22 protein-coding genes are annotated in these 22,787 nt (G+C 71.6%); 16 read left to right on the top strand and 6 right to left on the bottom strand.

The features are described from left to right. Nucleotides 1-2 precede the first annotated feature (2 nt). Nucleotides 3-1,148 carry a 4-hydroxyphenylpyruvate dioxygenase gene (hppD, locus tag OG562_RS16175; protein ID WP_266398026.1) on the top strand — a complete coding sequence of 382 codons (1,146 nt, stop codon included), beginning with the start codon at nucleotides 3-5 and terminating at the stop codon, nucleotides 1,146-1,148. A 45-nt stretch (nucleotides 1,149-1,193) separates the two neighbouring features. Here hppD and OG562_RS16170 read toward each other — a convergent pair whose 3' ends face one another. Beyond that, nucleotides 1,194-2,702 (bottom strand): tetratricopeptide repeat protein, encoded by a 1,509-nt coding sequence (locus tag OG562_RS16170; RefSeq protein WP_266398024.1) that lies wholly within the window; start codon nucleotides 2,700-2,702, stop codon nucleotides 1,194-1,196. Between the two features lie 98 nt (nucleotides 2,703-2,800). On the opposite strand from OG562_RS16170, the gene OG562_RS16165 reads away from it, so the two are divergent. Then, entirely contained in the window at nucleotides 2,801-4,168 is a 1,368-nt protein-coding gene (locus OG562_RS16165; RefSeq protein ID WP_266398022.1) for an FAD-binding oxidoreductase, read from the top strand. A 31-nt stretch (nucleotides 4,169-4,199) separates the two neighbouring features. On the opposite strand, the gene OG562_RS16160 is transcribed toward OG562_RS16165, so the two are convergent. Continuing rightward, complete coding sequence (locus tag OG562_RS16160; protein ID WP_266398020.1) at nucleotides 4,200-4,676, bottom strand: SsgA family sporulation/cell division regulator; 477 nt, start codon at nucleotides 4,674-4,676, stop codon at nucleotides 4,200-4,202. A gap of 276 nt (nucleotides 4,677-4,952) precedes the next feature. Here OG562_RS16160 and OG562_RS16155 point away from each other — a divergent pair, with 276 nt between their 5' ends. Together OG562_RS16155 and OG562_RS16150 are read left to right on the top strand one after the other, a co-directional pair. After that, nucleotides 4,953-6,455 (top strand): RDD family protein, encoded by a 1,503-nt coding sequence (locus OG562_RS16155; protein ID WP_266398018.1) that lies wholly within the window; start codon nucleotides 4,953-4,955, stop codon nucleotides 6,453-6,455. Nucleotides 6,456-6,554: 99 nt separating this feature from the next. Further along, on the top strand, nucleotides 6,555-7,262 hold the full coding sequence (locus OG562_RS16150; RefSeq protein ID WP_266398016.1) for an RDD family protein: 708 nt from the start codon (nucleotides 6,555-6,557) through the stop codon (nucleotides 7,260-7,262). A gap of 120 nt (nucleotides 7,263-7,382) precedes the next feature. Here the strand turns inward: OG562_RS16150 and OG562_RS16145 are convergent, their stop codons facing one another. After that, nucleotides 7,383-7,676 carry a hypothetical protein gene (locus OG562_RS16145; protein ID WP_266398014.1) on the bottom strand — a complete coding sequence of 98 codons (294 nt, stop codon included), beginning with the start codon at nucleotides 7,674-7,676 and terminating at the stop codon, nucleotides 7,383-7,385. A 355-nt stretch (nucleotides 7,677-8,031) separates the two neighbouring features. Here OG562_RS16145 and OG562_RS16140 point away from each other — a divergent pair, with 355 nt between their 5' ends. Continuing rightward, nucleotides 8,032-10,374 carry an immune inhibitor A domain-containing protein gene (locus OG562_RS16140; protein WP_266398012.1) on the top strand — a complete coding sequence of 781 codons (2,343 nt, stop codon included), beginning with the start codon at nucleotides 8,032-8,034 and terminating at the stop codon, nucleotides 10,372-10,374. A gap of 169 nt (nucleotides 10,375-10,543) precedes the next feature. Next, the gene (locus tag OG562_RS16135; protein WP_266398010.1) at nucleotides 10,544-10,885 is read left to right on the top strand and encodes a hypothetical protein; all 342 of its coding nucleotides are present in this window, start codon (nucleotides 10,544-10,546) and stop codon (nucleotides 10,883-10,885) included. Between the two features lie 104 nt (nucleotides 10,886-10,989). Here the strand turns inward: OG562_RS16135 and OG562_RS16130 are convergent, their stop codons facing one another. Further along, entirely contained in the window at nucleotides 10,990-11,574 is a 585-nt protein-coding gene (locus tag OG562_RS16130; RefSeq protein ID WP_266398009.1) for a nicotinamidase, read from the bottom strand. 120 nt (nucleotides 11,575-11,694) lie between these two features. After that, the gene (locus OG562_RS16125; protein ID WP_266398007.1) at nucleotides 11,695-13,041 is read right to left on the bottom strand and encodes a nicotinate phosphoribosyltransferase; all 1,347 of its coding nucleotides are present in this window, start codon (nucleotides 13,039-13,041) and stop codon (nucleotides 11,695-11,697) included. A gap of 56 nt (nucleotides 13,042-13,097) precedes the next feature. Between OG562_RS16125 and clpS the strand changes: the two genes are divergently transcribed. The 10 genes from clpS to OG562_RS16080 all read left to right on the top strand — a co-directional run bounded on the left by clpS (nucleotide 13,098) and on the right by OG562_RS16080 (nucleotide 22,133). Further along, nucleotides 13,098-13,415: an ATP-dependent Clp protease adapter ClpS gene (gene clpS, locus OG562_RS16120; protein ID WP_266409291.1), complete on the top strand. Its 318-nt coding sequence runs from the start codon at nucleotides 13,098-13,100 to the stop codon at nucleotides 13,413-13,415. Nucleotides 13,416-13,448: 33 nt separating this feature from the next. Then, nucleotides 13,449-14,057, top strand: coding sequence for a DUF2017 domain-containing protein (locus OG562_RS16115; protein WP_266398006.1), 609 nt, complete (start codon nucleotides 13,449-13,451; stop codon nucleotides 14,055-14,057). A 299-nt stretch (nucleotides 14,058-14,356) separates the two neighbouring features. Further along, nucleotides 14,357-15,793 carry an amino acid permease gene (locus tag OG562_RS16110; RefSeq protein WP_266398003.1) on the top strand — a complete coding sequence of 479 codons (1,437 nt, stop codon included), beginning with the start codon at nucleotides 14,357-14,359 and terminating at the stop codon, nucleotides 15,791-15,793. 236 nt (nucleotides 15,794-16,029) lie between these two features. Continuing rightward, a complete protein-coding gene (locus OG562_RS16105; RefSeq protein ID WP_266398001.1) occupies nucleotides 16,030-16,452 on the top strand; it encodes a M67 family metallopeptidase in 423 nt (140 codons plus the stop codon). A gap of 52 nt (nucleotides 16,453-16,504) precedes the next feature. Next, a complete protein-coding gene (locus tag OG562_RS16100) occupies nucleotides 16,505-17,533 on the top strand; it encodes a LacI family DNA-binding transcriptional regulator (RefSeq protein ID WP_266397999.1) in 1,029 nt (342 codons plus the stop codon). Nucleotides 17,534-17,637: 104 nt separating this feature from the next. Further along, nucleotides 17,638-17,733, top strand: a complete 96-nt coding sequence (locus OG562_RS46010; RefSeq protein ID WP_323187518.1) for a putative leader peptide — start codon at nucleotides 17,638-17,640, stop codon at nucleotides 17,731-17,733. 89 nt (nucleotides 17,734-17,822) lie between these two features. Further along, entirely contained in the window at nucleotides 17,823-18,101 is a 279-nt protein-coding gene (locus OG562_RS16095; protein ID WP_266397996.1) for a MoaD/ThiS family protein, read from the top strand. Between the two features lie 21 nt (nucleotides 18,102-18,122). Continuing rightward, on the top strand, nucleotides 18,123-19,073 hold the full coding sequence (locus OG562_RS16090; RefSeq protein WP_266397993.1) for a PLP-dependent cysteine synthase family protein: 951 nt from the start codon (nucleotides 18,123-18,125) through the stop codon (nucleotides 19,071-19,073). Between the two features lie 332 nt (nucleotides 19,074-19,405). Continuing rightward, complete coding sequence (locus tag OG562_RS16085; RefSeq protein WP_266397991.1) at nucleotides 19,406-21,496, top strand: putative Ig domain-containing protein; 2,091 nt, start codon at nucleotides 19,406-19,408, stop codon at nucleotides 21,494-21,496. Nucleotides 21,497-21,629: 133 nt separating this feature from the next. Further along, on the top strand, nucleotides 21,630-22,133 hold the full coding sequence (locus OG562_RS16080) for a hypothetical protein (protein WP_266397989.1): 504 nt from the start codon (nucleotides 21,630-21,632) through the stop codon (nucleotides 22,131-22,133). 18 nt (nucleotides 22,134-22,151) lie between these two features. Here OG562_RS16080 and OG562_RS16075 read toward each other — a convergent pair whose 3' ends face one another. Next, nucleotides 22,152-22,622, bottom strand: a complete 471-nt coding sequence (locus tag OG562_RS16075) for a type II toxin-antitoxin system PemK/MazF family toxin (RefSeq protein WP_266397986.1) — start codon at nucleotides 22,620-22,622, stop codon at nucleotides 22,152-22,154. Nucleotides 22,623-22,787: the final 165 nt, after the last annotated feature.

The following is a 22,787-nucleotide window of genomic DNA, read 5'->3' as shown; positions in this document are numbered from 1 at the left end:
CTATGACGCAGACCACACACCGCATCCCCGAGACCGCCCGGCAGGCCGATCCCTTCCCGGTCAGGGGGATGGACGCGGTCGTCTTCGCCGTGGGCAACGCCAAACAGGCGGCGCACTACTACTCCACCGCCTTCGGCATGCAGCTGGTCGCCTACTCCGGACCGGAGACGGGCAGCCGCGAAACCGCTTCCTACGTGCTCACCAACGGCTCGGCGCGCTTTGTGCTCACCTCCGTCGTCAAGCCCGCCACCGCCTGGGGCCACTTCCTCGCCCAGCACGTGGCCGAGCACGGCGACGGCGTGATCGACCTCGCCATCGAGGTCCCGGACGCCCGCGCCGCCTACGCGTACGCCGTCGAGCACGGCGCGCGCTCGGTCGCCCAGCCGTACGAGCTGAAGGACGAGCACGGCACGGTCGTCCTCGCCGCGATCGCCACCTACGGCGAGACCCGCCACACCCTCGTCGACCGCTCCGGCTACGACGGCCCCTACCTTCCCGGCTACGCCGCCGCCGCGCCGATCGTCCAGCCGCCCGCCCACCGCACCTTCCAGGCCGTCGACCACTGCGTCGGCAACGTCGAGCTCGGCCGGATGAACGAGTGGGTCGGCTTCTACAACAAGGTCATGGGCTTCACGAACATGAAGGAGTTCGTGGGCGACGACATCGCCACCGAGTACAGCGCGCTGATGTCCAAGGTGGTGGCCGACGGGACCCTGAAGGTCAAGTTCCCGATCAACGAGCCCGCCATCGCCAAGAAGAAGTCCCAGATCGACGAGTACCTGGAGTTCTACGGCGGCGCGGGCGTCCAGCACATCGCGCTCAACACGGGCGACATCGTGCAGACGGTACGGACGATGCGGGCGGCCGGGGTCCAGTTCCTCGACACCCCCGACTCCTACTACGACACCCTCGGCGAGTGGGTCGGCGACACCCGCGTCCCGGTCGAGACCCTGCGCGAGCTGAAGATCCTCGCCGACCGCGACGAGGACGGCTATCTGCTGCAGATCTTCACCAAGCCGGTCCAGGACCGCCCGACCGTCTTCTTCGAGATCATCGAACGACACGGCTCGATGGGCTTCGGCAAGGGCAACTTCAAGGCCCTGTTCGAGGCGATCGAGCGGGAGCAGGAAAAGCGCGGCAACCTGTAACCGGTCACTCGGGTACTCCGGTACTCCGGCACTCGGGTACTCCGGTTACTCGGGCAGCTTCTCCTCGGCCGGTTCGTCGCCCAGTCGGGCCAGCGCCGCCCGGGCCTGCCGTACCTGGAGCGGGGAGAAGTACGGGTTGATCTGCAACGCCTCCTGAAGGTGACGCCGGGCCGGCCCGTCCTTCTCCAACCCCCGCTCGATCATGCCCCGATGGAAGGCGTACGGCGCACTGCGCACCGCGCCGCCGTGCGCCCGGTCCGTGGCGATCCTGGCGAACCTGAGCGCTTCCTTGTCGTCACCGGCCTGGTGCAGCGCCCACCCCAGCGCGTCCGCGACCGCGATCCCCGGCTGCCGCAGCCACTCGGCCCGCAGCCGCCGCACTGCCGACGCCGGATCCCCGTGTTCCGCCTCGAACCGGCCCAGCAGCAGCTCCCCGTCGACCCCGCCCGCCGCCTCCTGTCCCACCCGCGCCCGCAGCAGGTCGTACTGCACCCGGGCCGGCTGGGTCAGCCCCAGCGACTCGTACAGCTCGCCCAGCTCCAGCGCGTAACCCGGCAACGGCTGCTTGGCGAGCGCCACCTGGTACGCGCTCAGCGCCTCCGACGTGCGGCCCAGCGCCGCCAGCGCCCGCCCCTGTCCGGCCTGCGCGGCCCGCTGGTCGGGGTCGAGCCGCACCGCCTCCTGGAAGTGCCGCAGCGCGTCCTCCCGCTCGCCGCGCTCCCAGGCGAGCTGCCCGGCCCGCTCCAGCCAGCCCGCCTGCTCCGCGGGGGAGGAGGCGCCGGCCGCCGCGTCCGACAGCGCGGCCTGCGCGTCCTCGCGCCAGCCCCGGTCCCAGTAGACGCCCGCCGCCCGCCCGAGCACGGCCGGACCGGACCGCAGCCGCATCAGCCGGTCCAGCGCCGTGCGCGCCTTCTTGTAGTCGCCGAGGCCGGTGTACGCGTCGATCAGCGGCGGATACGTCGTCCAGCGCTTCGGCGCGAGCTTGCGCGCGGCCTCGCCCCAGGCCCGCGCCGACCGGAAGTCCCGGCGCGCGTCGGCCAGGGCGGCCAGACCGCTGAGAGCCTCGGCGTTGCCCTTCGGGCGCACCTTCAGCGAGGTCCGCAGCGCCCGCTCCGCCTTCGGGTAGAGGTGGGCCGCGTCGGCGGTGCGCCGGCCCTGTTCGACGTAGGCCGCGCCGAGCACCGCCCAGGACCGGGCGTCCTCGGGATGCGCCAGCACCCGGCTCTCGCGTGCCTCCACCAGCGCCGCGAGGTCGGGCAGCGCGGCCGGCACGCCCGCCTGGACCGCCGCTCCCGCCACGGCCCCCGGAGCCGGCGCGGCCGCCTTCCCGCCCGCCGCGTCCTCGCCGGGCAGCCACCACAGCAGCGCCGCTCCGCCGCCCAGCACGAGAGCGCCCACGAGCGAGCCGAGGAGCAGATGCCGGCGGCGAAAGCGTTTCCCGGACGTTCCCGGAGCTCCCGGTGTTCCCGGAGTTCCCGGCGTCTGCTGTGTTCCCGGCGTTCCCTGCGCGGGGCTGGTGGCCACGGCTTCCGCGGCTGCGGCTTCGTTCTCCATGGCGCTCACTGTGCGTCAGCACGACGACCCTGCGACGTCAGCCGAAGGGGCCGGCGGACGGGGTTCACACCGATGGCCCCGGGTGCGAACCTGTGATCATGAGCCTGCTCGTCGACCGTCTGCTCGCCGGCCTGCCCGCCGAGGCCGTCCTCACCGACCCCGACGTCACCGCCTCGTACGCCAACGACATGGCCAGCTTCTGCCCGGCCGGCACCCCCGCGGTCGTCGTGCTGGCGCGCACGGTCGAGGACGTCCAGCACGTCCTGCGCACCGCCACCGAACTGCGCGTCCCCGTCGTCCCGCAGGGCGCGCGCACCGGTCTGTCCGGCGCCGCCAACGCCACCGACGGCTGCATCGTCCTGTCCCTCGTCAGGATGGACCGCATCCTGGAGATCAACCCGGTCGACCGCATCGCCGTCGTCGAACCGGGCGTCGTCAACGCCACGCTCTCCCGCGCGGTGAACGAACACGGCCTCTATTACCCGCCCGACCCCTCCAGCTGGGAGACGTGCACGATCGGCGGCAACATCGGCACCGCGTCGGGCGGGCTGTGCTGCGTGAAGTACGGAGTGACGGCCGAGTACGTCCTCGGCCTCGACGTCGTGCTGGCCGACGGCCGCCTGATGTCCACCGGCCGGCGTACGGCCAAGGGCGTCGCCGGGTACGACACGACCCGGCTCTTCGTCGGATCCGAGGGCTCGCTCGGCGTCGTCGTACGGGCGGTCCTGGCCCTCAAGCCGCAGCCGCCCCGGCAGCTCGTGCTGGCCGCGGAGTTCGCCTCCGGCGCCGCCGCCTGCGACGCCGTGTGCCGGATCATGGAAGGCGGCCACGTCCCGTCGCTCCTGGAGCTGATGGACCGTACGACGGTGAGAGCGGTCAACGAGCTCACCCGCATGGGTCTGCCCGAGACCACGGAGGCCCTGCTGCTGGCGGCCTTCGACACCACCGACCCGGCCGCCGACCTCGCCGCCGTCGGCGCGCTGTGCGAGGCGGCCGGCGCCACCCAGGTGGTCCCCGCCGACGACGCGGCCGAGTCGGAACTGCTGTTGCAGGCACGGCGCTCGTCGCTCGTCGCCCTGGAGGCGGTGAAGGGCGCCACGATGATCGACGACGTGTGCGTGCCCCGCTCGCGGCTCGCCGAGATGCTCGAAGGCGTCGAGCGCATCGCCGAGAAGCACCGGCTCACCATCGGGGTCGTCGCCCACGCCGGCGACGGCAACACCCACCCCACCGTCTGCTTCGACGCGCAGGACCCCGACGAGTGCCGGCGGGCCCGCGACTCCTTCGACGAGATCATGGCCCTCGGCCTGGAACTCGACGGCACGATCACCGGCGAACACGGCGTCGGCGTGCTGAAGAAGGAGTGGCTGGCCCGCGAGATCGGCCCGGTGGGCGTGGAGATGCAGCGCGCGATCAAGACCGCTTTCGACCCGCTGGGCATCCTCAACCCCGGCAAGCTGTTCTGACGCACCCCGACCCACCCCGACTCGCCCTGGTTCACTCCCCGTCCACGGACTCGTCCGACGGCCACGGATCGCGCAGCCACAGGTCGTCCGCGGGAGTGGGGGCGAGCAGTTCGGCCAGACCGTCGTCGATGCCGAGCTGCTCGCCCTCAGTCCCCGGGGGCACCACCCGCAGCGTGCGCTCCAGCCAGGCCGAGACCTGGGCGGCCGGCGCCTCCAGCAGAGCGTCTCCGTCGGGTGAACTCAGCGCCATCAGCACGACGCTGCGCCCCTCCACCTTCGTCGGCCACACCCGCACGTCCCCGTGCCCGCACGGCCGGAAGACCCCCTCCACGAGCAGCTCGCGCGCGAACGTCCAGTGGACGGGGTGCTCGGAGTTGATGTGGAAGCTGATGTGCACGGCGAAGGGGTCGTCGCTGCGGTAGCTGAGCCGGGCCGGAACCGGGATGCTGCGCTCCGGCGACAGGATGAGCTTGAGCTCCAGCTCCCGCTCCACCACGGTGTGATGCATGTCCGTTCTCCCTCTCGAGACGCGTCCGTACGAACCCGTGGGCGGGCCCGTACGAGGAGAGAGGCGGCTGGGCCCGAATCATTACGCGGGTTCGGAGAACTTTTTCGGAGAACTCTTCTCGACGAGTACGGCCGCGCCTGCGAAGCCCAGCACATGCCCGCCCGGAAAGGTGGCCGTATGGCCAGAGCGGTCCAGCTCCGCGCGCTCGTCTGATAGATGTGGACCCCCATCTAGATGGACCCCATCCCACCCCCGAGCAGATACGGGACGACGGACATGAGCGCCCCAACCCCGGCACCCGGCGACGACAGGCCCCGCGAAGGGTATTACCCGGACCCGTCCATCCCTGGATACGTCCGGTACTGGAACGGCTCCGCCTGGGTACCGGGCACCAGCCGACCGGCCCCGTCGGCCGGCGAACCGCTCGGGCCTCCGGCGGGCGACGGCGCACAGCAGGCCGCGCCGCCGGCCGCTCCGGTCGGCTCGGCCGCCTCGGTCGAGGAGACCGGCCCGCACTTCTTCGACGAGGACCCGAAGCCGGCGGAGCCGTACGGCGGCCGTCCCGAGCCCGCCTCGGCGTGGGGCGCCGACCGTGCCCACCAGTCCGGCTTCGGCGGCGACCAGGACCGCCGGGTCTCCTGGGGCTCCCCGCAGGGCCCCGACCCGAGGGTGCCGTCGCCGACTCCGGAGGGTATGGCGACGGCCCCGCCGGCCGGGTCTCCCTCCGGCCCGTCAGGTCCCGCTGTGCCCGTCGCCGACGAGGGCACCGTGACCTTCCGTGCGCCGGGCCCGCGCACGGGCGGCCGGTCGGGCGCGTCCGGCGCGTACCCCGGGGGCACGGACTCCGGCCCGGCCTTCGCCCCGGCCGCTGCGGCGCCCGCCGCCCCCGTCCCCGCCTCCACTCCCGCGAAGCCGGGCTTCGCCGCCGGCAAGGCGGCCGCCGAACGGGCCGCGGCCGCGCAGGCGCAGGCAGCTCAGGCACAGGCAGGCCCCGCACCGCAGGGTCCTACGGCTTTCCCGCCGGCCGCAGCCCAGGCCGCGTCCCAGGCCCCCGCCGTCTCCAGCCCCCCGCCGGCCTCCCCGGCCGCCCCGAGCACGCCCGACTTCCCTCAGCAGTCCGGCGCCCCCCAGCCCACGTCCGCACCGATGGCCAACTCCATGTCCCCGGGTCTCGGCGGCGGCCAGCCCTCCTGGGCGCAGCAGGTGCATCAGCTCGCCGGCGCCGAGGACGGGCTCGTGCCGCCCTGGAAGCCGCCCGTCGACGACGTGTTCCAGGCGGCCGCCCGGCGTGCGGCGTCGGCCCGTCCCGCGGGCCTCGGCAAACGGCTGGCCGCCCGTCTCGTCGACACGCTCGTCCTCGCGGCCGTCACCTCCGCGGCCGCGGTGCCGCTCGGCGCGAAGGCGCTCGACCACGTCAACGAGAAGATCGACGCGGCCAAGCTCACCGGACAGACCGTCACGGTCTGGCTGCTCGACGGCACGACGTCGGTGTACCTGGGCATCGTCCTGGCCGTGCTGCTGCTCTTCGGGGTCGTGTACGAGGTCCTGCCGACCGCCAAGTGGGGCCGCACGCTGGGCAAGAAGCTGCTCGGTCTGGAGGTGCGGGACATCGAGGGCGGCGAGCCCCCGTCCTTCGGGGCGGCCCTGCGCCGCTGGCTCGTCTACAGCGTGCCGGGACTGCTCGCGATCGGCGTCGTGGGCGTCGTATGGGGAGTGTTCGACAGGCCGTGGCGGCAGTGCTGGCACGACAAGGCGGCGCACACGTTCGTGGCGGGCTGAGCGGGCTGAGCGGGCTGACGGCCGGGCCGTCCTCGGGGCCTTCCCCCGGACGGCCGCTCGCCGGATGCGGAGCCGTGGGGTTCGGGGTCGACTCGGGCCATGACCACCGAACCGCCACCCGGCTCCGGCGGGCCGCCGGAGGACGACCCGTTCAGGAAGCAGCCCCCGCACCAACCCGAGCAGCCTCCGCAGTCCCCGCGGCCTCCGCAGGGCGGGGGCTCGCCGTACGACACCCCGTACGACGGGGAGCCGCCCTCGCCCTACGACGGTGGCGGCGGCACGGCGCAGGGCGGCGGCCCCTACGGTGGCGGTCCTCACGGCGGTGACCCGTACGGCGGTTTTCCCGCGGACCCGCTCGCCGGCATGCCCCCGCTCGCGCAGAGCGGCCGGCGCACGCTGGCCCGGATCGTCGACATGATCCTGGTGTTCGTCGTGGTGGTGCTGCTGGCGTGGGTCTTCCGGATCGGGCAGTACACGGTCGACCCGGACGACCTGGAGTTCGCCAGGACCTTCGGGCGCGAGCTGCTCACGGTGATCCTCTACGTCGCCTACGACACGGTGATGACCGCCAGAGGAGGCCAGACCCTCGGCAAGAAGTGGCTGGGCATGCGGGTGGCCAACCTCGACAACGGCTCCACGCCCTCGGTGCAGACCTCGCTGGTCCGCGCCCTGGTGCTGTGGGTGCCGTTCGCGTGCTGCGCCTGCCTGTGGACGGCGGTCTGCGGCGGCTGGAGCTACTTCGACAAGCCCTACCAGCAGGGTCTGCACGACAAGGCCGCCAAGACGGTGGTGGTCAGCACGCCCTGACCGCCCACACGCGGCTGCACGGCTGCACGACGAAGGGCCCGTGTCCCGGGATGGGGGCAGGGCCCTTCGTCGCGTCGTGCTCGGGTCGTGCTCGGGTCCGCGCGTGCTCGTGCTCGTGCGTCAGGGCGCCGCCGGCTGCCGGACCGGTTCGGGTGCGGCGGCGGAGGCGGGTACCGGTACGGGCTCGGGCGACGGCTGCTGCGCCGCCGGGACGCTGCGCTGTACCACCGCCGTGCGCGACGACCGCGGCGTGGGCACCGTCATCGCGACGAGCAGGCCGAGCCCGAGCGCGGCGACGGCGATGACCGCGATGCCGGGGCCCGAACTGGTCTGTGACAGCAGCAGCATGGCGAGCGTCGAGAAGATGACGGTGCAGGAACCGTACGTGAGCTGTGCGACTGTCGGACGAGGCATGGCAATCGTGTCCTCGGATGCGGGGGGAGATCTCGACTCTAATCGGCTGCATGCCCGAGTGGCATGAGCGGTAAGCGTGACCTAACCCACGGTGCCGGTGCACAGGGGGCGCACGGAGTCATGGCGTCCACCAAGTGGACGGCCCCGCGCGCCCGTCACGTAACGGTCATGTGTCCGCAATGCGAACACCGGCCTCCAATAATGCAGTTGACCTGTCCAAGTCAAGGTCTGTCTTTTCTTGTAAACCAGTAGTCAAATGGCGTCACTTGACTACACGCGTATACCGCGCGCGGACCTCCATGATTCGGGATCCCCCCTGCCGTGCGCACGGTCGCGTGAGTGGGAGGACTTTCAAGTGACCAGTAGATCCTGGACGTTCAGGACGGCCGCGACGGTCGTCGCCCTCGCGGCGGCCTCGGCGACGTTCACGACGTTCGCCGTGGCCCAGGCGGCCGAGGGCTCGGGCGCCGCGTCGGTGGACCGGCGCGACCCGCAGCCGGCCAAGGCCAAGGAGCACGACTTCGACGGCCCGCTCAGCAAGACGCAGGAGGCCCAGCGCGCGGAGGCCCTCCAGCAGGTCATATCCGGCGAGGCGTCGGTCAAGGACCGCGACGGTTCGAAGGTCGTGAAGCTCAAGAGCCGCAAGGGCGACAGCAAGTACGTCGAGCTCGGCCGCGAGAAGACCGACAAGATCTTCACGATCCTCGTCGAGTTCGGCGACCAGGTCGACAGCCGCTACGGCGGCACGGTCGGCCCGCTGCACAACCAGATAGCCGCGCCGGACCGCACCAAGGACAACTCCACGGCCTGGCAGGCGGACTACAACCAGGCGCACTTCCAGGACCTGTACTTCGGCACCGGCAAGAAGACCGAGTCGCTGAAGAAGTACTACGAGAAGCAGTCCTCGGGCCGGTACTCGGTCGAGGGCGAGGTCACCGACTGGGTCAAGGTCCCCTACAACGAGGCCCGTTACGGATCCAACGACGCCTCCACCGGCGCCTGGTACGCGGTCCAGGACGGCGTCAACGCCTGGGTCGCCGAGCGCGAGGCCGCCGGCGACAGCCCCGCCGAGATCAAGACGGAGCTGGCCCAGTTCGACCAGTGGGACCGCTACGACTACGACGGCGACGGGAACTTCAACGAGCCCGACGGCTACATCGACCACTTCCAGATCGTGCACGCCGGCGAGGACGAGTCCGCGGGCGGCGGCGCCCAGGGCGCGGACGCCATCTGGGCCCACCGCTGGTACGCCTTCGGCACCGACGCCGGCTCCACCGGCCCCGACACCAACAAGCTCGGCGGCGCGCAGATCGGCGACACCGGCGTCTGGGTCGGCGACTACACCATCCAGCCGGAGAACGGCGGACTCGGCGTCTACGCCCACGAGTACGGCCACGACCTCGGCCTGCCCGACGAGTACGACACCTCCGGCGGCGGCGAGAACTCCACCGGCTTCTGGACCCTGATGTCCTCCGGTTCCTGGCTCGGCACCGGCAAGGAGGCCATCGGCGACCTTCCCGGCGACATGAACGCCTGGGACAAGCTCCAGCTCGGCTGGCTCGACTACGACGTCGCCAAGGCGGGCGTGAAGTCGACCCACACGCTCGGCGTCGCGGAGTACAACACCAAGAACGCCCAGGCCCTCGTGGTCCAGCTGCCCGAGAAGACGGTCACCACCGACGTCGTCGCCCCGGCGCAGGGCGCCACGCAGTGGTGGAGCGGCAGCGGCGACGACCTGCGCAACACCCTGACCCGCTCGGTCGACCTGACCGGCAAGTCGTCGGCGTCCCTGTCCCTCGACGGCTGGTGGGACATCGAGCAGGACTACGACTACCTGTACACCGAGGTCTCCACCGACGGCGCCAACTGGACGCCGATCGACGGCACTCTGGCCGACGGCACCGCCATTCCGCGGGACGGCAGCGGCAAGCCCGCCCTCACCGGCACGGTCGACGCCTACCAGAAGCTGACGTTCCCGCTGGACGCCTACGCGGGCCAGAAGGTCAGCGTCCGCTTCCGCTACGCCACCGACGGCGGCGTGGCCCAGAAGGGCTTCACGGCCGACGAGATCACGCTGACGGCGGACGGCGCGACGCTGTTCTCCGACAACGCCGAGACGGCGGACGCCGCCTGGACGGCGAACGGCTTCTCCCGCATCGGCGCGGCCATCACGGACGACTACGCCCAGTACTACATCGCCGAGAACCGCCAGTACGTGTCGTACGACAAGGTCCTCAAGGTCGGCCCGTACAACTTCGGCTTCTCGACGACCCGTCCGGACTGGGTGGAGCACTACGCCTACCAGAACGGTCTGCTGATCTGGAAGTGGGACACCTCCCAGGCGGACGACAACACCAGCCAGCACCCGGGCGAGGGTCTGATCCTCCCGATCGACTCGCACCCGACCCCGCTGAAGTGGGCCGACGGCACCGCGATGAACGCCCGTCTGCAGAGCTTCGACTCGCCCTTCAGCCGGTACCGGACCGACGCGATCACGCTGCACCGGGCGGACGTCGCGGTCAAGATCAAGTCCCGTCCGGGCGTCTCGCTCTTCGACGACGGCAGGTCGACGTACTACGACGCGACGACCCCGCTGGCCGGCGTCAAGGTCACTGACACCAACACCTCGATCAAGATCGTCAACGAGCCCCTGAACGGCTCGACGATCAAGGTGAAGGTGGGTCCGTCGACGAAGTAGTCGACGTTCTCGCAGGTCAGACGCGTATCGGCGGCAACCCCCTGGCGGGTTGCCGCCGATCGTGTTTAGGTGCGTCCTGTGGACTTCTTATTGACACCGACAGCGCCGCAGGCATGGCCGCCGACCTCGATACAGACCTCGATACCGACTCGCACGGGGGTGTGACCGCATGGCCGCAGGAGGTTTCTGCAAGTTGCCCGACGGCATGGTGGTGGTGGCGCTGAACCTGCCCCGCCCCGCCCTGGCCGACGGCACCTCGGACGTCCGCGTCCTCGTCCACGCCCACAACCGCGCCCGAGCCCTGACCAGGCTCCGCAACCTCGGCCTGCGCGCCGTCTACCTGCGCGGCAACGCGGCCCCACCGACCCCGGACGAGATCACGGCGGTCCTGCACCATCCCGACGGCCTGATTTGGCGTACGGCCCCTGACAACGGTGTCGCGCCCCCCGTCGTAGCGGTGCCGGAGCTGTGGCGCCCGATCCGCGCGCTGCTGCGCAAGGCTGCGGCGTAGGGACGTAGCGACGGAGGGGCGCATGGGGGGCGTACGGGGGGCGTAGGACCCGGACGGGCGCGGGCTGGAGGCCCGGCCGGACGAGACCGGGCCGGACGGCCGGGCTAGACGACCGGCTTGCCCGTCAGCTCCACGCCCGCCTCGCGCAGCTCTTCCAGGGCGCGTTCGGTGGTCTCCTTGGCGACGCCGGCCGTGAGGTCGAGGAGGACCAGGGTGCGGAAGCCCTCCCGGGCCGCGTCCAGCGCGGTCGCCCGGACGCAGTGGTCAGTGGCTATGCCGACGACGTCCACCTCGTCGATCTGCCGGGCCCGCAGCCAGTCGCCCAGCTTCACGCCGTTCTCGTCGGCGCCCTCGAAGCCGCTGTACGCGGCCGCGTAGGCGCCCTTGTCGAAGACGGCGTCGATCGCGCCGGAGGCGACCGCCGGGGCGAAGTTCGGGTGGAAGCCGACGCCCTCCGTGCCGGCGACGCAGTGCGCGGGCCAGGAGTGGACGAAGTCGGGGTTGTCGGCGAAGTGACCGCCGGGCGCGATGTGGTGGTCGCGGGTGGCCACGACGTGCCGGTACCCGGCGGGGGCCTGCCCGATCAGCTCGGTGATCGCGGCGGCCACGTCGGCGCCGCCGGACACCGCGAGGCTGCCCCCCTCGCAGAAGTCGTTCTGCACGTCAACGACGATCAAGGCGCGGCGCATGGTCGGTGTCCTTCGACTTGGTGAAGTAACTGAGCCTATTGACTTCGGCGGCGATGCGGGAGGGGGCGGACGCCCCCGGACGGGCTCCGGGACAGGCCCGGGACCGGCCCCGGACAGGTCCTAGCTACCCGACCGGGCCGGTGCGTACTCCGTGGGAAGGACGGGTTCCCCGCGGGAGAGCTGGGTCGCGGAGAGCGGGAGGTTCGCCCGGGCCGCGGCATGGCGGTCGCGTACGACGTCCAGGGGCTCGCGGGCGACCACGGTGCCGCCCTTGACCAGCTCGACGAGCAGTTGTCGGTCGGCCAGCTCGGCCGGCACCGGACCGGTGCCCAGGACCTCGGCCTCGGCGACCCCGTCCGCGTCCAGCCGCCGCGCCGCCCACTTGCGGCCGCCGACGGACGTCTTGCCGCCGGACGACTTCTTCGCCACCGGCACGAGCGGGGCCTTCGGGTCGGCGGACTCGGCGCGGGCGACCAGCTTGTAGACCATCGAGCAGGTGGGGTGCCCGGACCCGGTCACCAGCTGCGTCCCGACGCCGTACGCGTCCACGGGGGCCGCGGCCAGCGAGGCGATGGCGTACTCGTCGAGGTCGGAGGTGACGATGATGCGGGTGTCCGCCGCGCCGAGCTCGTCGAGCTGCTGGCGCACCCGGTGGGCGACCAGGAGCAGGTCCCCGGAGTCGATGCGGACCGCGCCCAGCTCGGGCCCGGCGACCTCGACGGCCGTCCGTACGGCCTCGGCGACGTCGTAGGTGTCGACGAGCAGGGTGGTGCCCCGGCCGAGCGAGTCCACCTGGGCCCGGAAGGCGTCCCGCTCGCTGTCGTGCAGCAGGGTGAAGGCGTGGGCGCTGGTGCCCACCGTCGGGATGCCGTAGCGGAAGCCGGCGGCCAGGTCGGAGGTGGTGGCGAAGCCGCCGACGTAGGCGGCGCGGGAGGCGGCGACCGCGGCCAGCTCGTGGGTGCGGCGCGCGCCCATCTCGATCAGCGGGCGGTCGCCCGCGGCCGAGGACATCCGGGAGGCGGCGGCCGCGATGGCGGAGTCGTGGTTGAGGATGGAGAGGATCACGGTCTCCAGGAGCACGCACTCGGCGAAGGAGCCCTCGACCCGCATGACCGGCGAGCCGGGGAAGTAGACCTCGCCCTCCGGGTAGCCCCACACGTCACCCGAGAAGCGGTATCCGGCGAGCCGGTCCAGGGTCTCCTCGTCGACGATGCTCCGCTCGCGCAGGAAGCCGAGGACGTCGGCGTCGAAGCGGAAGTTCTCGACGGCGTCCAGGACGCGTCCGGTGCCCGCGACGACGCCGTAGCGCCGTCCCTCCGGCAGCCGCCGGGTGAAGACCTCGAACACACTGCGCCGCTCGGCCGTGCCCGCTTTCAGGGCGGCCTGCAGCATCGTCAGTTCGTACTGGTCCGTGAAGAGCGCCGTCGACGGAACATCCACCGGCAGCCCGAGGTCCGCTGTGTTCATGAGGGGGATCGTACTCCCATCTCGTCAGTGTGACGATTTCCGGGATGCGTGGCAGCATGGGCCATGTGACGTCACCCGCTCCCCTTGAGATCGAACGCACCGAGTCGGCGGAGGAGGTCTTCGCCGTACCCGAGCCGGACGTCCCCTGGGTCACGATCGTGCACAACGACCCGGTCAACCTCATGAGCTATGTGACGTACGTCTTCCAGACGTACTTCGGCTACCCGAAGGACAAAGCCACCAAGCTCATGCTCGACGTCCACCACAAGGGCCGGGCGGTCGTCTCCAGCGGCAGCCGCGAGGAGATGGAACGCGACGTGCAGGCCATGCACGGCTACGGTCTGTGGGCCACCCTCCAGCAGGACCGGAAGTAGCGCCCCGCCCCGCCCTACCAGCGAAAAGACTCCATGCCCGGACACTTCGAACCGCTCCCCGGCGGCGGCGCGGCCGTCGCGCTCGACGACGTCGAGATCTCCATCATCCGGTCGCTGGCCGTACAGCTGCTGGAGCTGATCGGCCCCGGCCCCGGTGGGGACGCCTCCGACGACCCCCTCGCCGAGCTCTTCGCCGAGGGGCCGAGCGAACCGCCCGCCGACCCGGTGCTGCGCCGGCTCTTCCCGGACGCCTACACCGACCCGGAGGGCTCCCCGGGCCCCCAGCGGGCCAACGAGCAGAAGGCGTACTCGTCGGAGTTCCGCCGCTTCACCGAGAACGACCTGCGGGCCGGCAAGCGCGAGAACGCCCTGACCGTGATCCGCTCCCTGGACGCGCTGACCGCGGCGGCCGCCGGCGAGGGCGGGGCGGTGCTCAAGCTGACCCCGCAGGAGTCGCAGGAGTGGCTGCGCGCGCTCAACGATCTGCGGCTCGCGATCGGCTCCCGGCTGGAGATCACCGACGAGGACGACACCGACCTTCTCTACCGGCTGCCGGACGACGACCCGCGCAAGCCGATGGTGATGGCGTACCTGTGGTTGGGCGGCCTCCAGGAGACCCTCGTGACGACCCTTATGCCGTGATCTGTGGATCTTTGTTCCGGTGTTCGTGACGGTCTGGCGTTCGCTCAGCGGACGCTCAAATCCGGATAACGATCGCGTTACCTCGACGGCCGGTTATGCCGACCGCGGGTGCGCTTTGTCCGCTTCTTCCTGTGGTGTGCGCCACATGTTCCGCCGGTGATCAGTGTTGCGGCCGTGATAAATCTTCACGATCGCCCGGCGGACGCCACCCATGTCCCGCCGGGTGCGCCGTATGGCCGACGGACCGTCGGCCGGGCAGCTCCAGTACACGGGGGGATTCGGAGAAAGGCGCACCACACATGACCTCCGCTCAGGTCGACGACGACACGGAGAAGGCCCCGGAAGAGGGGTACGAGCGCGGGCTCGGCAGTCGTCAGGTCCAGATGATCGCGATCGGCGGCGCCATCGGCGTCGGCCTGTTCCTGGGAGCCGGGGCGAACATCGCCAAGGCCGGCCCCAGTCTCATCTTCATGTACGCCCTGGCCGGCGTGATCATCTTCTTCATCATGCGGGCCCTCGGCGAGCTGCTGCTCTACCGACCGGTCTCGGGCTCGTTCGCGGAGTACTCGCGCGAGTTCCTCGGCCCGTTCTTCGGCTACTTCACCGGCTGGACGTACTGGCTGATGTGGGTGGTCACCGGCATGGCCGAGCTGACGGCCGCCGCGATCTACGTCGAGTACTGGTTCCCGTCCGTTCCCCGATGGGTGACCGCCCTGGTCTTCCTGGTGATCCTCTTCGGGGTGAACCTGATCTCCGTGAAGCTCTTCGGCGAGCTGGAGTTCTGGTTCTCGATGGTCAAGGTCACCGCCCTGATCGGCATGATCGTCATCGGCCTCGGCGTGCTCACCTTCGGCTTCAGCAGCGCCGGCGACACGGCCGCGGTCTCCAACCTCTGGGCCTTCGACGGCTTCTTCCCCAAGGGCGTCGGCTCGTCCCTGATGACCCTGCAGGGCGTCATGTTCGCCTACCTCGCGGTCGAGCTGGTCGGCGTCACGGCGGGCGAGTCCGAGGACCCGGAGAAGACCCTGCCCAAGGCGATCAACACCCTGCCCTGGCGCATCGCCCTCTTCTACGTCGGCGCGCTCACGGTCATCCTCTGCGTCGTGAAGTGGACCGAGTTCGCGCCGGGCGTGAGCCCCTTCGTCGAGGCCTTCGCGAAGATCGGCATCCCGGCGGGCGCCGCCATCGTCAACTTCGTCGTGCTGACCGCGGCCCTGTCCTCCTGCAACTCCGGCATGTACTCGACGGGCCGCATGCTGCGGAACCTGGCGGAGAGCGGCGAGGCCCCCGCGGCCTTCAAGAAGCTGTCGTCCACCAAGACCCCGGCCCTCGGCATCACCGTCTCGGTCCTCTTCATGGGCATCGGCGTGATCCTGAACTACGTCGTCCCGGAGAAGGCCTTCGGCTACGTCACCTCCGTCGCCACCGCGGCCGGCATCTGGACCTGGCTGATGATCCTGATCAGCCACGTCCTCTACCGCCGCGCGGTCGACGCGGGCCGCCTGCCCGCGTCCTCCTTCCCGGCGCCGGGCGGCGCGGTGTGCTCGTACATCGCCATCGCCTTCCTCCTCTTCGTCACCGGCCTGATCGCCTACGACGCCGACTCCCGCGTCTGCCTCTACGTGATGGCGGTCTGGGCGCTCGCCCTGGGCATCGGCTGGCTCGTCCTCAAGGGCCGCAACCCGCAGGTCACGGCCCGCCCGGGCCAGGAGGCGGAGTTCGAGAAGGTCGGCTGACCGACCGCCCGTCACCCGGTCCGCCGTCACCCGGTCCGCCGCCACCTGGCCGCCGACCACCGCCCGGACGTCCGGCCGCAGGGAGCTCTCGTGGCGCCCCCTTCGGCAGCCGCTCAGGACGTCCACGATGTGGGCCGTTCCGTACCGACCCCCGGTACGGGACGGCCCCTTCGCTCGTCCCCCCGCCCGCCCCTCGCCCGCCCCTTCGCTCACCCTCTCTGCTTATCCTGGCGACCATGCTGACCATTACCCGGGACCTCCACGACAAGATCGTCGCGCACGCCCGCAAGGACCATCCCGACGAGGCGTGCGGCGTCATCGCGGGCCCCGCGGGCTCGGACCGCCCCGAGCGCTTCATCCCCATGCTGAACGCGGCCATGTCGCAGACGTTCTACGAGTTCGACTCCGGCGACCTCCTCAAGCTCTACCGCGAGATGGACGACCGAGACGAGGAGCCGGTGGTCGTCTACCACTCCCACACCGCGACCGAGGCCCACCCCTCCCGCACCGACATCTCCCTCGCCCAGGAGCCCGGCGCCCACTACGTTCTGGTCTCCACCGCCGACACCGACGGAAACGGCCCCTTCCAGTTCCGCTCCTTCCGTATCCGGGAGGGCGAGGTGGAAGAGGAGGACGTCACCGTCGTAGAGGCGTACTGACGGGCATACTGAGCGCAGTACGCCCCGACAACTCCCCCCGACGGAGACGGTGTTGACGCAACGGACGCATGCACGACGACCCACCCTGGAGGACGTCGCCCGCAGGTCGGGGGTCTCGAAGTCCACCGTGTCGCGGGTGATCAACGGCGAGGCCAAGGTGCGTGCGGAGGTCGTCGACCGCGTCCGGGGCGTGATCGCCGACCTGGGCTACGTCCCCAACCAGGCGGCCCGCCAGCTCGTCACCCACCGCACCGGCGCCGTCGCCGTCGTCGCCGCGCAGCCCGAGAACCGGCTCTTCCTCGACCCCTTCTTCGACTGTCTGCTGCGCGGCATCCGCCGCGAGCTGGCCCGGCACGGCGCCCAGGCCGTCCTGCTGTTCCTCGACGAGCCGGACGACTATCCGCGCGTGGCCGACTACCTCGGCGGCGGCCATGTCGACGGCGCGCTGCTGTTCTCGCTGCGCCCCGGCGACCGGCTGCCCGAGATGGTCGACCGCCTCGGCCTGCCGGTCGTCTTCGGCGGCCGCCCCCTGCTGCGCGACGGCGACACCGTCCACGGCCACGCCTACGTCGACGGCGACAACCGAGGCGGCGCCCGGCAGGCCGTGCAGCACCTTCTCTCGCTCGGCCGCCGCCGCATCGCGACCGTCGCCGGACCCTACGACCAGGAGCACTCCGCCGCCGACCGGCTCGCCGGCTACCGGGACGTCCTGCCGGACGCGCCCCACCTCGTCGAGAAGGCCGACTACACCCGGCAGGGCGGCGCCGACGCCATGGCCGCGCTCCTGGACCGCGGCCCCGACCTGGACGCCGTCTTCGTCGCCTCGGACCTCATGGCCGCCGGCGCGCTGCAGACGCTGCGCGAGCGCGGTCGCCGGGTCCCGCAGGACGTGGCCGTCGTCGGCTTCGACGACCTCGCCTCCATCGCCGAGTCCACCGACCCGCCCCTGACCACCGTCCACCAGGACGTCGAGGGGATGGGCCGCCTGATGGCCCGCCTGCTCCTGCGGAAGGGCGAGGGCGTGGCGGAAGCGTCCTCCGTGGTCGTCCCGACCCGCCTGGTGCGCCGGGCCTCGGCGTAGCCGCATCGACCCCAGGGGCGGTACGTCTCACCTCCCGGCCGCATTCCGTCCGTCATGTGGGATGACACTCCGGAATCCGGACCGGGAATCGATACGATGAGCCCATGGTTCTGAACGACGTGAGCGAGAAGACGCCGGGCACACTGCTCGTGGCGCGGCTGCACGTCGACCTGTGCAGGCTGAACAGCGCCATCTGTTGACGTCCCCCTGCCGCCGTACGGCCGTGAGCCGCGGCGCCGCACCGCCGCGCGCGCCCCTACCCGACACTTTCCGACAGGAGCCCTGAGTCATGGCCATCGAGGTCCGCATCCCGACCATCCTCCGCCAGTACACCGACGGTCAGAAGGCGGTGGAGGCCAGCGGTGAGACGCTCGCCGACCTCTTCGCCGACCTCGAGACCCGCCACTCGGGCATCCAGGCCCGCATCGTGGACGGCGGCCAGCTGCGCCGCTTCGTCAACGTCTACCTGAACGACGAGGACGTCCGCTTCGTCGAGGGCATCGACACCAAGCTGACCGACGGCGACACCGTGACGATCCTGCCGGCCGTGGCCGGCGGCATGGCCTGACCGGAACGGTCTCCGACCCCCATGCGTTACGACTCCCCGCTGGCCGCGGTGGGCAACACCCCTCTGGTGCGCCTGCCGCGGCTCTCGCCGTCCTCCGACGTCCGTATCTGGGCGAAGCTCGAGGACCGCAACCCCACCGGCTCGGTCAAGGACCGTCCCGCCCTGCACATGGTCGAGCAGGCGGAGAAGGACGGCCGGCTGACTCCCGGCTGCACCATCCTCGAACCCACCTCCGGCAACACCGGCATCTCCCTCGCCATGGCGGCCAAGCTCAAGGGCTACCGCATGGTCTGCGTGATGCCCGAGAACACCTCGCAGGAACGCCGGGACCTGCTCGGCATGTGGGGCGCCGAGATCATCCCCTCCCCGGCCGCGGGCGGCTCCAACACCGCCGTACGCGTCGCCAAGGAGCTGGCCGCCGAGCACCCCGACTGGGTGATGCTCTACCAGTACGGCAACCCGGACAACGCCGGCGCCCACTACGCCACCACCGGCCCGGAGATCCTCGCCGACCTCCCGTCCATCACCCACTTCGTCGCGGGTCTCGGCACCACCGGCACCCTCATGGGCGTCGGCCGCTACCTGCGCGAGCACAAGCCGGACGTCAGGATCGTCGCCGCCGAGCCGCGCTACGACGACCTGGTCTACGGCCTGCGCAACCTCGACGAGGGCTTCGTGCCGGAGCTGTACGACGCCTCCGTCCTCACCACCCGCTTCTCGGTCGGCTCCGCCGACGCGGTCACCCGCACCCGGGAACTCCTCCAGCAGGAGGGCATCTTCGCCGGCGTCTCCACGGGCGCGGCCCTCCACGCCGCGATCGGCGTGGGGAAGAAGGCGCTGAAGGCGGGGGAGAGCGCCGACATCGTGTTCGTCGTCGCGGACGGCGGCTGGAAGTACCTCTCCACCGGCGTCTACACGGCCGCGACGACGGAGGAAGCCATCGAGACCCTCCAGGGCCAGCTCTGGGCCTGAGCACCGCCGCTCGCCGTCCGAGCCGCCGTAGAGCCGACGCCGGATTCGGCGTCGGCTCTACCAACTACCGTCCATCTACGCCCCAACCCCCTCCTACGAGGGGGCTAAGCGCTGACTATGGAGCGGCAAAGATCTCCGCCCGGTACTGCCGGGGGCTCGTGCACCGGGGCTACGTTCGGCCCGCACCCTGACATGTCACGCTCACTCGGCAAGCGCAGGGTGTTTCCAGCGTCGTAAGTGTCATGCCCATGACCGCGCCTCAGTCCGCCGCTACGCGCGTCACGTGCCTGCCACCCCACGCGAGTCCCCACTCCCGATGGAGGCAGTACCCCATGCGTGAGTCACGCCTGCGAAGACTCCTGAGCGTCGCCGTCCCCGCGCTCACCCTCACCGTCGCCGGACTCCTCGCGGCCCCGCCCGCCGGAGCCCAGCCCGCCGCCGTCACGTCCGCCGCCACCGCCACATCCGCCACCGCCGCCTCGCACGCCACCCGCGTCGCCCAGAACGCCCAGGCCCTGACCGCCCCCGCGCGGCAGACCGTCCACCCGACCGGCACGGCCGGCCAGAAGGTCCCCACCACCCACCTGTGCGGCGACCCGACCCCCGGCCACGCGTCCTGCTTCGCCCAGCGCCGCACCGACGTCAAGCAGCGGCTGGCCTCGGCCCTCGCCGCCGCCGCGGCGGCGCCCTCCGGCCTCAGCCCGGCCAACCTGCACAGCGCCTACAACCTGCCCTCGACCGGCGGCTCCGGCCTGACGGTCGCCGTGGTCGACGCCTACAACGACCCCAACGCCGCCGCCGACCTCGCCACCTACCGCTCGACCTACGGCCTGTCGGCCTGCACGGTCGCCAACGGCTGCTTCAAGCAGGTCAGCCAGACCGGCTCCACCACCTCGCTGCCCACCAACGACACCGGCTGGGCGGGTGAGGAGGCGCTCGACATCGACATGGTCAGCGCCGTCTGCCCCAACTGCAGCATCATCCTCGTCGAGGCGAACTCCGCGACCGACTCCGACCTCGGCACGGCCGAGAACGAGGCCGTCGCCCTGGGCGCGAAGTTCGTCTCCAACAGCTGGGGCGGCGACGAGGCGTCCTCCCAGACCAGCGAGGACACCTCCTACTTCAAGCACCCGGGCGTCGCCATCACCGTCTCCTCCGGCGACTCCGCCTACGGCGCCGAGTACCCGGCGACCTCCCAGTACGTGACCGCAGTCGGCGGCACCGCGCTCTCCACGTCCTCCTCCACCCGCGGCTGGACCGAGTCCGTCTGGAAGACCAGCAGCACCGAGGGCACCGGCTCCGGCTGCTCCGCGTACGACCCCAAGCCGACCTGGCAGACCGACACCGGCTGCAGCAAGCGCATGGAGGCCGACGTCTCCGCCGTCGCCGACCCCGCCACCGGCGTCGCGGTCTACGACACCTACGGCGGCTCCGGCTGGGCGGTCTACGGCGGCACCAGCGCCTCCGCGCCGATCATCGCCGGCGTCTACGCCCTGGCCGGCGCCCCCGGCTCCAGCGACTACCCGGCGAAGTACCCCTACTCCCACACCTCGAACCTGTACGACGTCACCAGCGGCAACAACGGCTCCTGCTCGACCTCGTACTTCTGCACCGCGGCCACCGGCTACGACGGCCCGACCGGCTGGGGCACCCCCAACGGCACCACCGCCTTCGCCTCCGGCGCCTCCACCGGCAACACGGTGACCGTCACCAACCCCGGCAGCCAGTCCACCGCCACCGGCGGCTCGGTCAGCCTCCAGATCGCCGCCAGTGACAGCGCGGGCGCGACCCTCTCCTACAGCGCCTCCGGCCTGCCGACCGGCCTGTCGATCAGCAGCTCCACCGGCCTCATCTCCGGTACGGCGTCCACCGCGGGCACCTACAGCGTCACCGTCTCCGCCGCCGACAGCACCGGCGCCTCCGGCTCCGCCTCCTTCACCTGGACCGTCAGCTCCAGCGGCGGCGGCGCCTGCACCTCGGCGCAGCTGCTCGGCAACCCCGGCTTCGAGTCGGGCAGCACCACCTGGACCGCCAGCTCCGGCGTCATCACCAACTCCACCAGCGAGGCCGCGCACGCCGGCTCGTACAAGGCCTGGCTGGACGGCTACGGCTCGACGCACACCGACACGCTCTCCCAGTCGGTGACGATCCCGTCCGGCTGCAAGGCCAGCTTCACCTTCTACCTGCACGTCGACACCGCCGAGACGACCACCAGCAGCCAGTACGACAAGCTGACGGTCACCGCCGGATCGACCACCCTGGCGACGTACTCGAACCTCAACGCCGCCACCGGCTACACCCAGAAGACCTTCGACCTGTCCTCCTTCGCCGGGTCCACGGTCACCCTGAAGTTCAGCGGGGCCGAGGACTCCTCGCTCCAGACCAGCTTCGTCCTCGACGACACGGCGGTGACGACCAGCTGACCCACCCGTAAGGGGGACATGGGGGAAGGGGAGGGGCGAGGGAGCCGGATGCGCCGGAGAAACGTCACAACGGTGACAGCCGGAGGCAGGACGACACCTCCCCCTCCCCGTACCGAAGGAAGGCGGCGACCTCATGCGCCGTACGACGATCCACCGGACGACGTTCCAGACGTTCCGCCGTACGACCGCCGTCGCAGCCCTCACGGCGTCGGCGCTGCTCCTCGTGGGCTGCGGCACGGAGAAGGACGGCGGCGACGCGGCCGGCCCGGCCCCGACGACGGTCACGACGGCCACCGGCGAGGACTGCGCGCAGACGTCGGCCGAGTCCACCGTCACCGCCGCCGACGACGGCCGTACCGTTTGTCTGCGGGTGGGCGGGCAGCTCCGGCTGACGCTGGACGGCACCGCACAGCGGCCCTGGTCGACCGTCGCCGCCGCCGGCGACGCGGACGCCCTGAAGGCCGCCAATGCGGGCATCGCCGTCCAGCCGGGCGACGCCCTCGCCGCCTACGAAGCGGCCAAGGCCGGCACGGTCCGCCTCACCGCCTCCCGCCCGCTGTGCGCCGTCGCCACCGGACCCGGTCAGGTCTCCTGCAAGGGCATCCGGGAGTGGAGCGTGACGGTCATGGTGTCGTAGGCGTGCGGGAGAGGTCGCTCAGCGCGCGAGATGGCGGACCTGGTCCCACAGGGCCGGGTCCACCACGCCCACCCGGCGCCGGAAGTCGCCCACCGGGATCTGGCGCAGCTCGTCCGTCTCCAGGAAGCTCGGCCGACCCTGCGCGTCCCCGACCGCGCCCGGCGGCAGCGGGATCACTCCGGCCCGGTCGTCGTGGTACTTGCTGGTGATCTTCGCGACGGTGACCCGCTTGCCGCGCACCCCGAGCACCAGGCAGGGCCGGTCCTTCTTCCCCGGCCCGTCCTCGAAGGGCACGTTCGCCCACCAGATCTCCGCGGGCTGCGGCCGCCCGGCGGCTCCGCGGCCCCGCGTCGGCCGGCCCGGCGGGCGTCCGGGCGGGCGCGTCCTGCGCCCGGTCGGCCGGCGGCCCCGGCCCCAGCCGTCGACGAGCGTGGCGACGGCCGCGAGCAGTACCACCGCGGCGAGCGCGAGCCACCAGGACGTGTCCATGCGGACGACGTTACCGGCGCGCGCCCGCCCCCGCGCGACCTCTCGCACACCTCACACGCCCCCGGTCCAGCCGAACCGGTGACACCACAGGTGAGTTCGCCCACAACAGCCCCTGGTGGAGGAGCGACCCGAGGTTTTGCGCCTTACGCTCGACGGACCGCACGA

This window comes from Streptomyces sp. NBC_01275, assembly GCF_026340655.1.
Classification (GTDB): domain Bacteria; phylum Actinomycetota; class Actinomycetes; order Streptomycetales; family Streptomycetaceae; genus Streptomyces.
Note: the sequence above shows the minus strand (reverse complement) of the source record. Positions and strands in the feature narration are given on the sequence as shown.

Bases quoted from the DNA above. Each gene is read 5' to 3' on its own strand.
- hppD (WP_266398026.1), top strand. From the start codon at position 3: ATGACGCAGACCACACACCGCATCCCCGAGACCGCCCGGCAGGCCGAT.
- OG562_RS16170 (WP_266398024.1), bottom strand. From the start codon at position 2,702: ATGGAGAACGAAGCCGCAGCCGCGGAAGCCGTGGCCACCAGCCCCGCG.
- OG562_RS16165 (WP_266398022.1), top strand. From the start codon at position 2,801: ATGAGCCTGCTCGTCGACCGTCTGCTCGCCGGCCTGCCCGCCGAGGCC.
- OG562_RS16160 (WP_266398020.1), bottom strand. From the start codon at position 4,676: ATGCATCACACCGTGGTGGAGCGGGAGCTGGAGCTCAAGCTCATCCTG.
- OG562_RS16155 (WP_266398018.1), top strand. From the start codon at position 4,953: ATGAGCGCCCCAACCCCGGCACCCGGCGACGACAGGCCCCGCGAAGGG.
- OG562_RS16150 (WP_266398016.1), top strand. From the start codon at position 6,555: ATGACCACCGAACCGCCACCCGGCTCCGGCGGGCCGCCGGAGGACGAC.
- OG562_RS16145 (WP_266398014.1), bottom strand. From the start codon at position 7,676: ATGCCTCGTCCGACAGTCGCACAGCTCACGTACGGTTCCTGCACCGTC.
- OG562_RS16135 (WP_266398010.1), top strand. From the start codon at position 10,544: ATGGCCGCAGGAGGTTTCTGCAAGTTGCCCGACGGCATGGTGGTGGTG.
- OG562_RS16130 (WP_266398009.1), bottom strand. From the start codon at position 11,574: ATGCGCCGCGCCTTGATCGTCGTTGACGTGCAGAACGACTTCTGCGAG.
- OG562_RS16125 (WP_266398007.1), bottom strand. From the start codon at position 13,041: ATGAACACAGCGGACCTCGGGCTGCCGGTGGATGTTCCGTCGACGGCG.
- clpS (WP_266409291.1), top strand. From the start codon at position 13,098: ATGGGCCATGTGACGTCACCCGCTCCCCTTGAGATCGAACGCACCGAG.
- OG562_RS16115 (WP_266398006.1), top strand. From the start codon at position 13,449: ATGCCCGGACACTTCGAACCGCTCCCCGGCGGCGGCGCGGCCGTCGCG.
- OG562_RS16110 (WP_266398003.1), top strand. From the start codon at position 14,357: ATGACCTCCGCTCAGGTCGACGACGACACGGAGAAGGCCCCGGAAGAG.
- OG562_RS16105 (WP_266398001.1), top strand. From the start codon at position 16,030: ATGCTGACCATTACCCGGGACCTCCACGACAAGATCGTCGCGCACGCC.
- OG562_RS46010 (WP_323187518.1), top strand. From the start codon at position 17,638: ATGGTTCTGAACGACGTGAGCGAGAAGACGCCGGGCACACTGCTCGTG.
- OG562_RS16095 (WP_266397996.1), top strand. From the start codon at position 17,823: ATGGCCATCGAGGTCCGCATCCCGACCATCCTCCGCCAGTACACCGAC.
- OG562_RS16090 (WP_266397993.1), top strand. From the start codon at position 18,123: ATGCGTTACGACTCCCCGCTGGCCGCGGTGGGCAACACCCCTCTGGTG.
- OG562_RS16085 (WP_266397991.1), top strand. From the start codon at position 19,406: ATGCGTGAGTCACGCCTGCGAAGACTCCTGAGCGTCGCCGTCCCCGCG.
- OG562_RS16080 (WP_266397989.1), top strand. From the start codon at position 21,630: ATGCGCCGTACGACGATCCACCGGACGACGTTCCAGACGTTCCGCCGT.
- OG562_RS16075 (WP_266397986.1), bottom strand. From the start codon at position 22,622: ATGGACACGTCCTGGTGGCTCGCGCTCGCCGCGGTGGTACTGCTCGCG.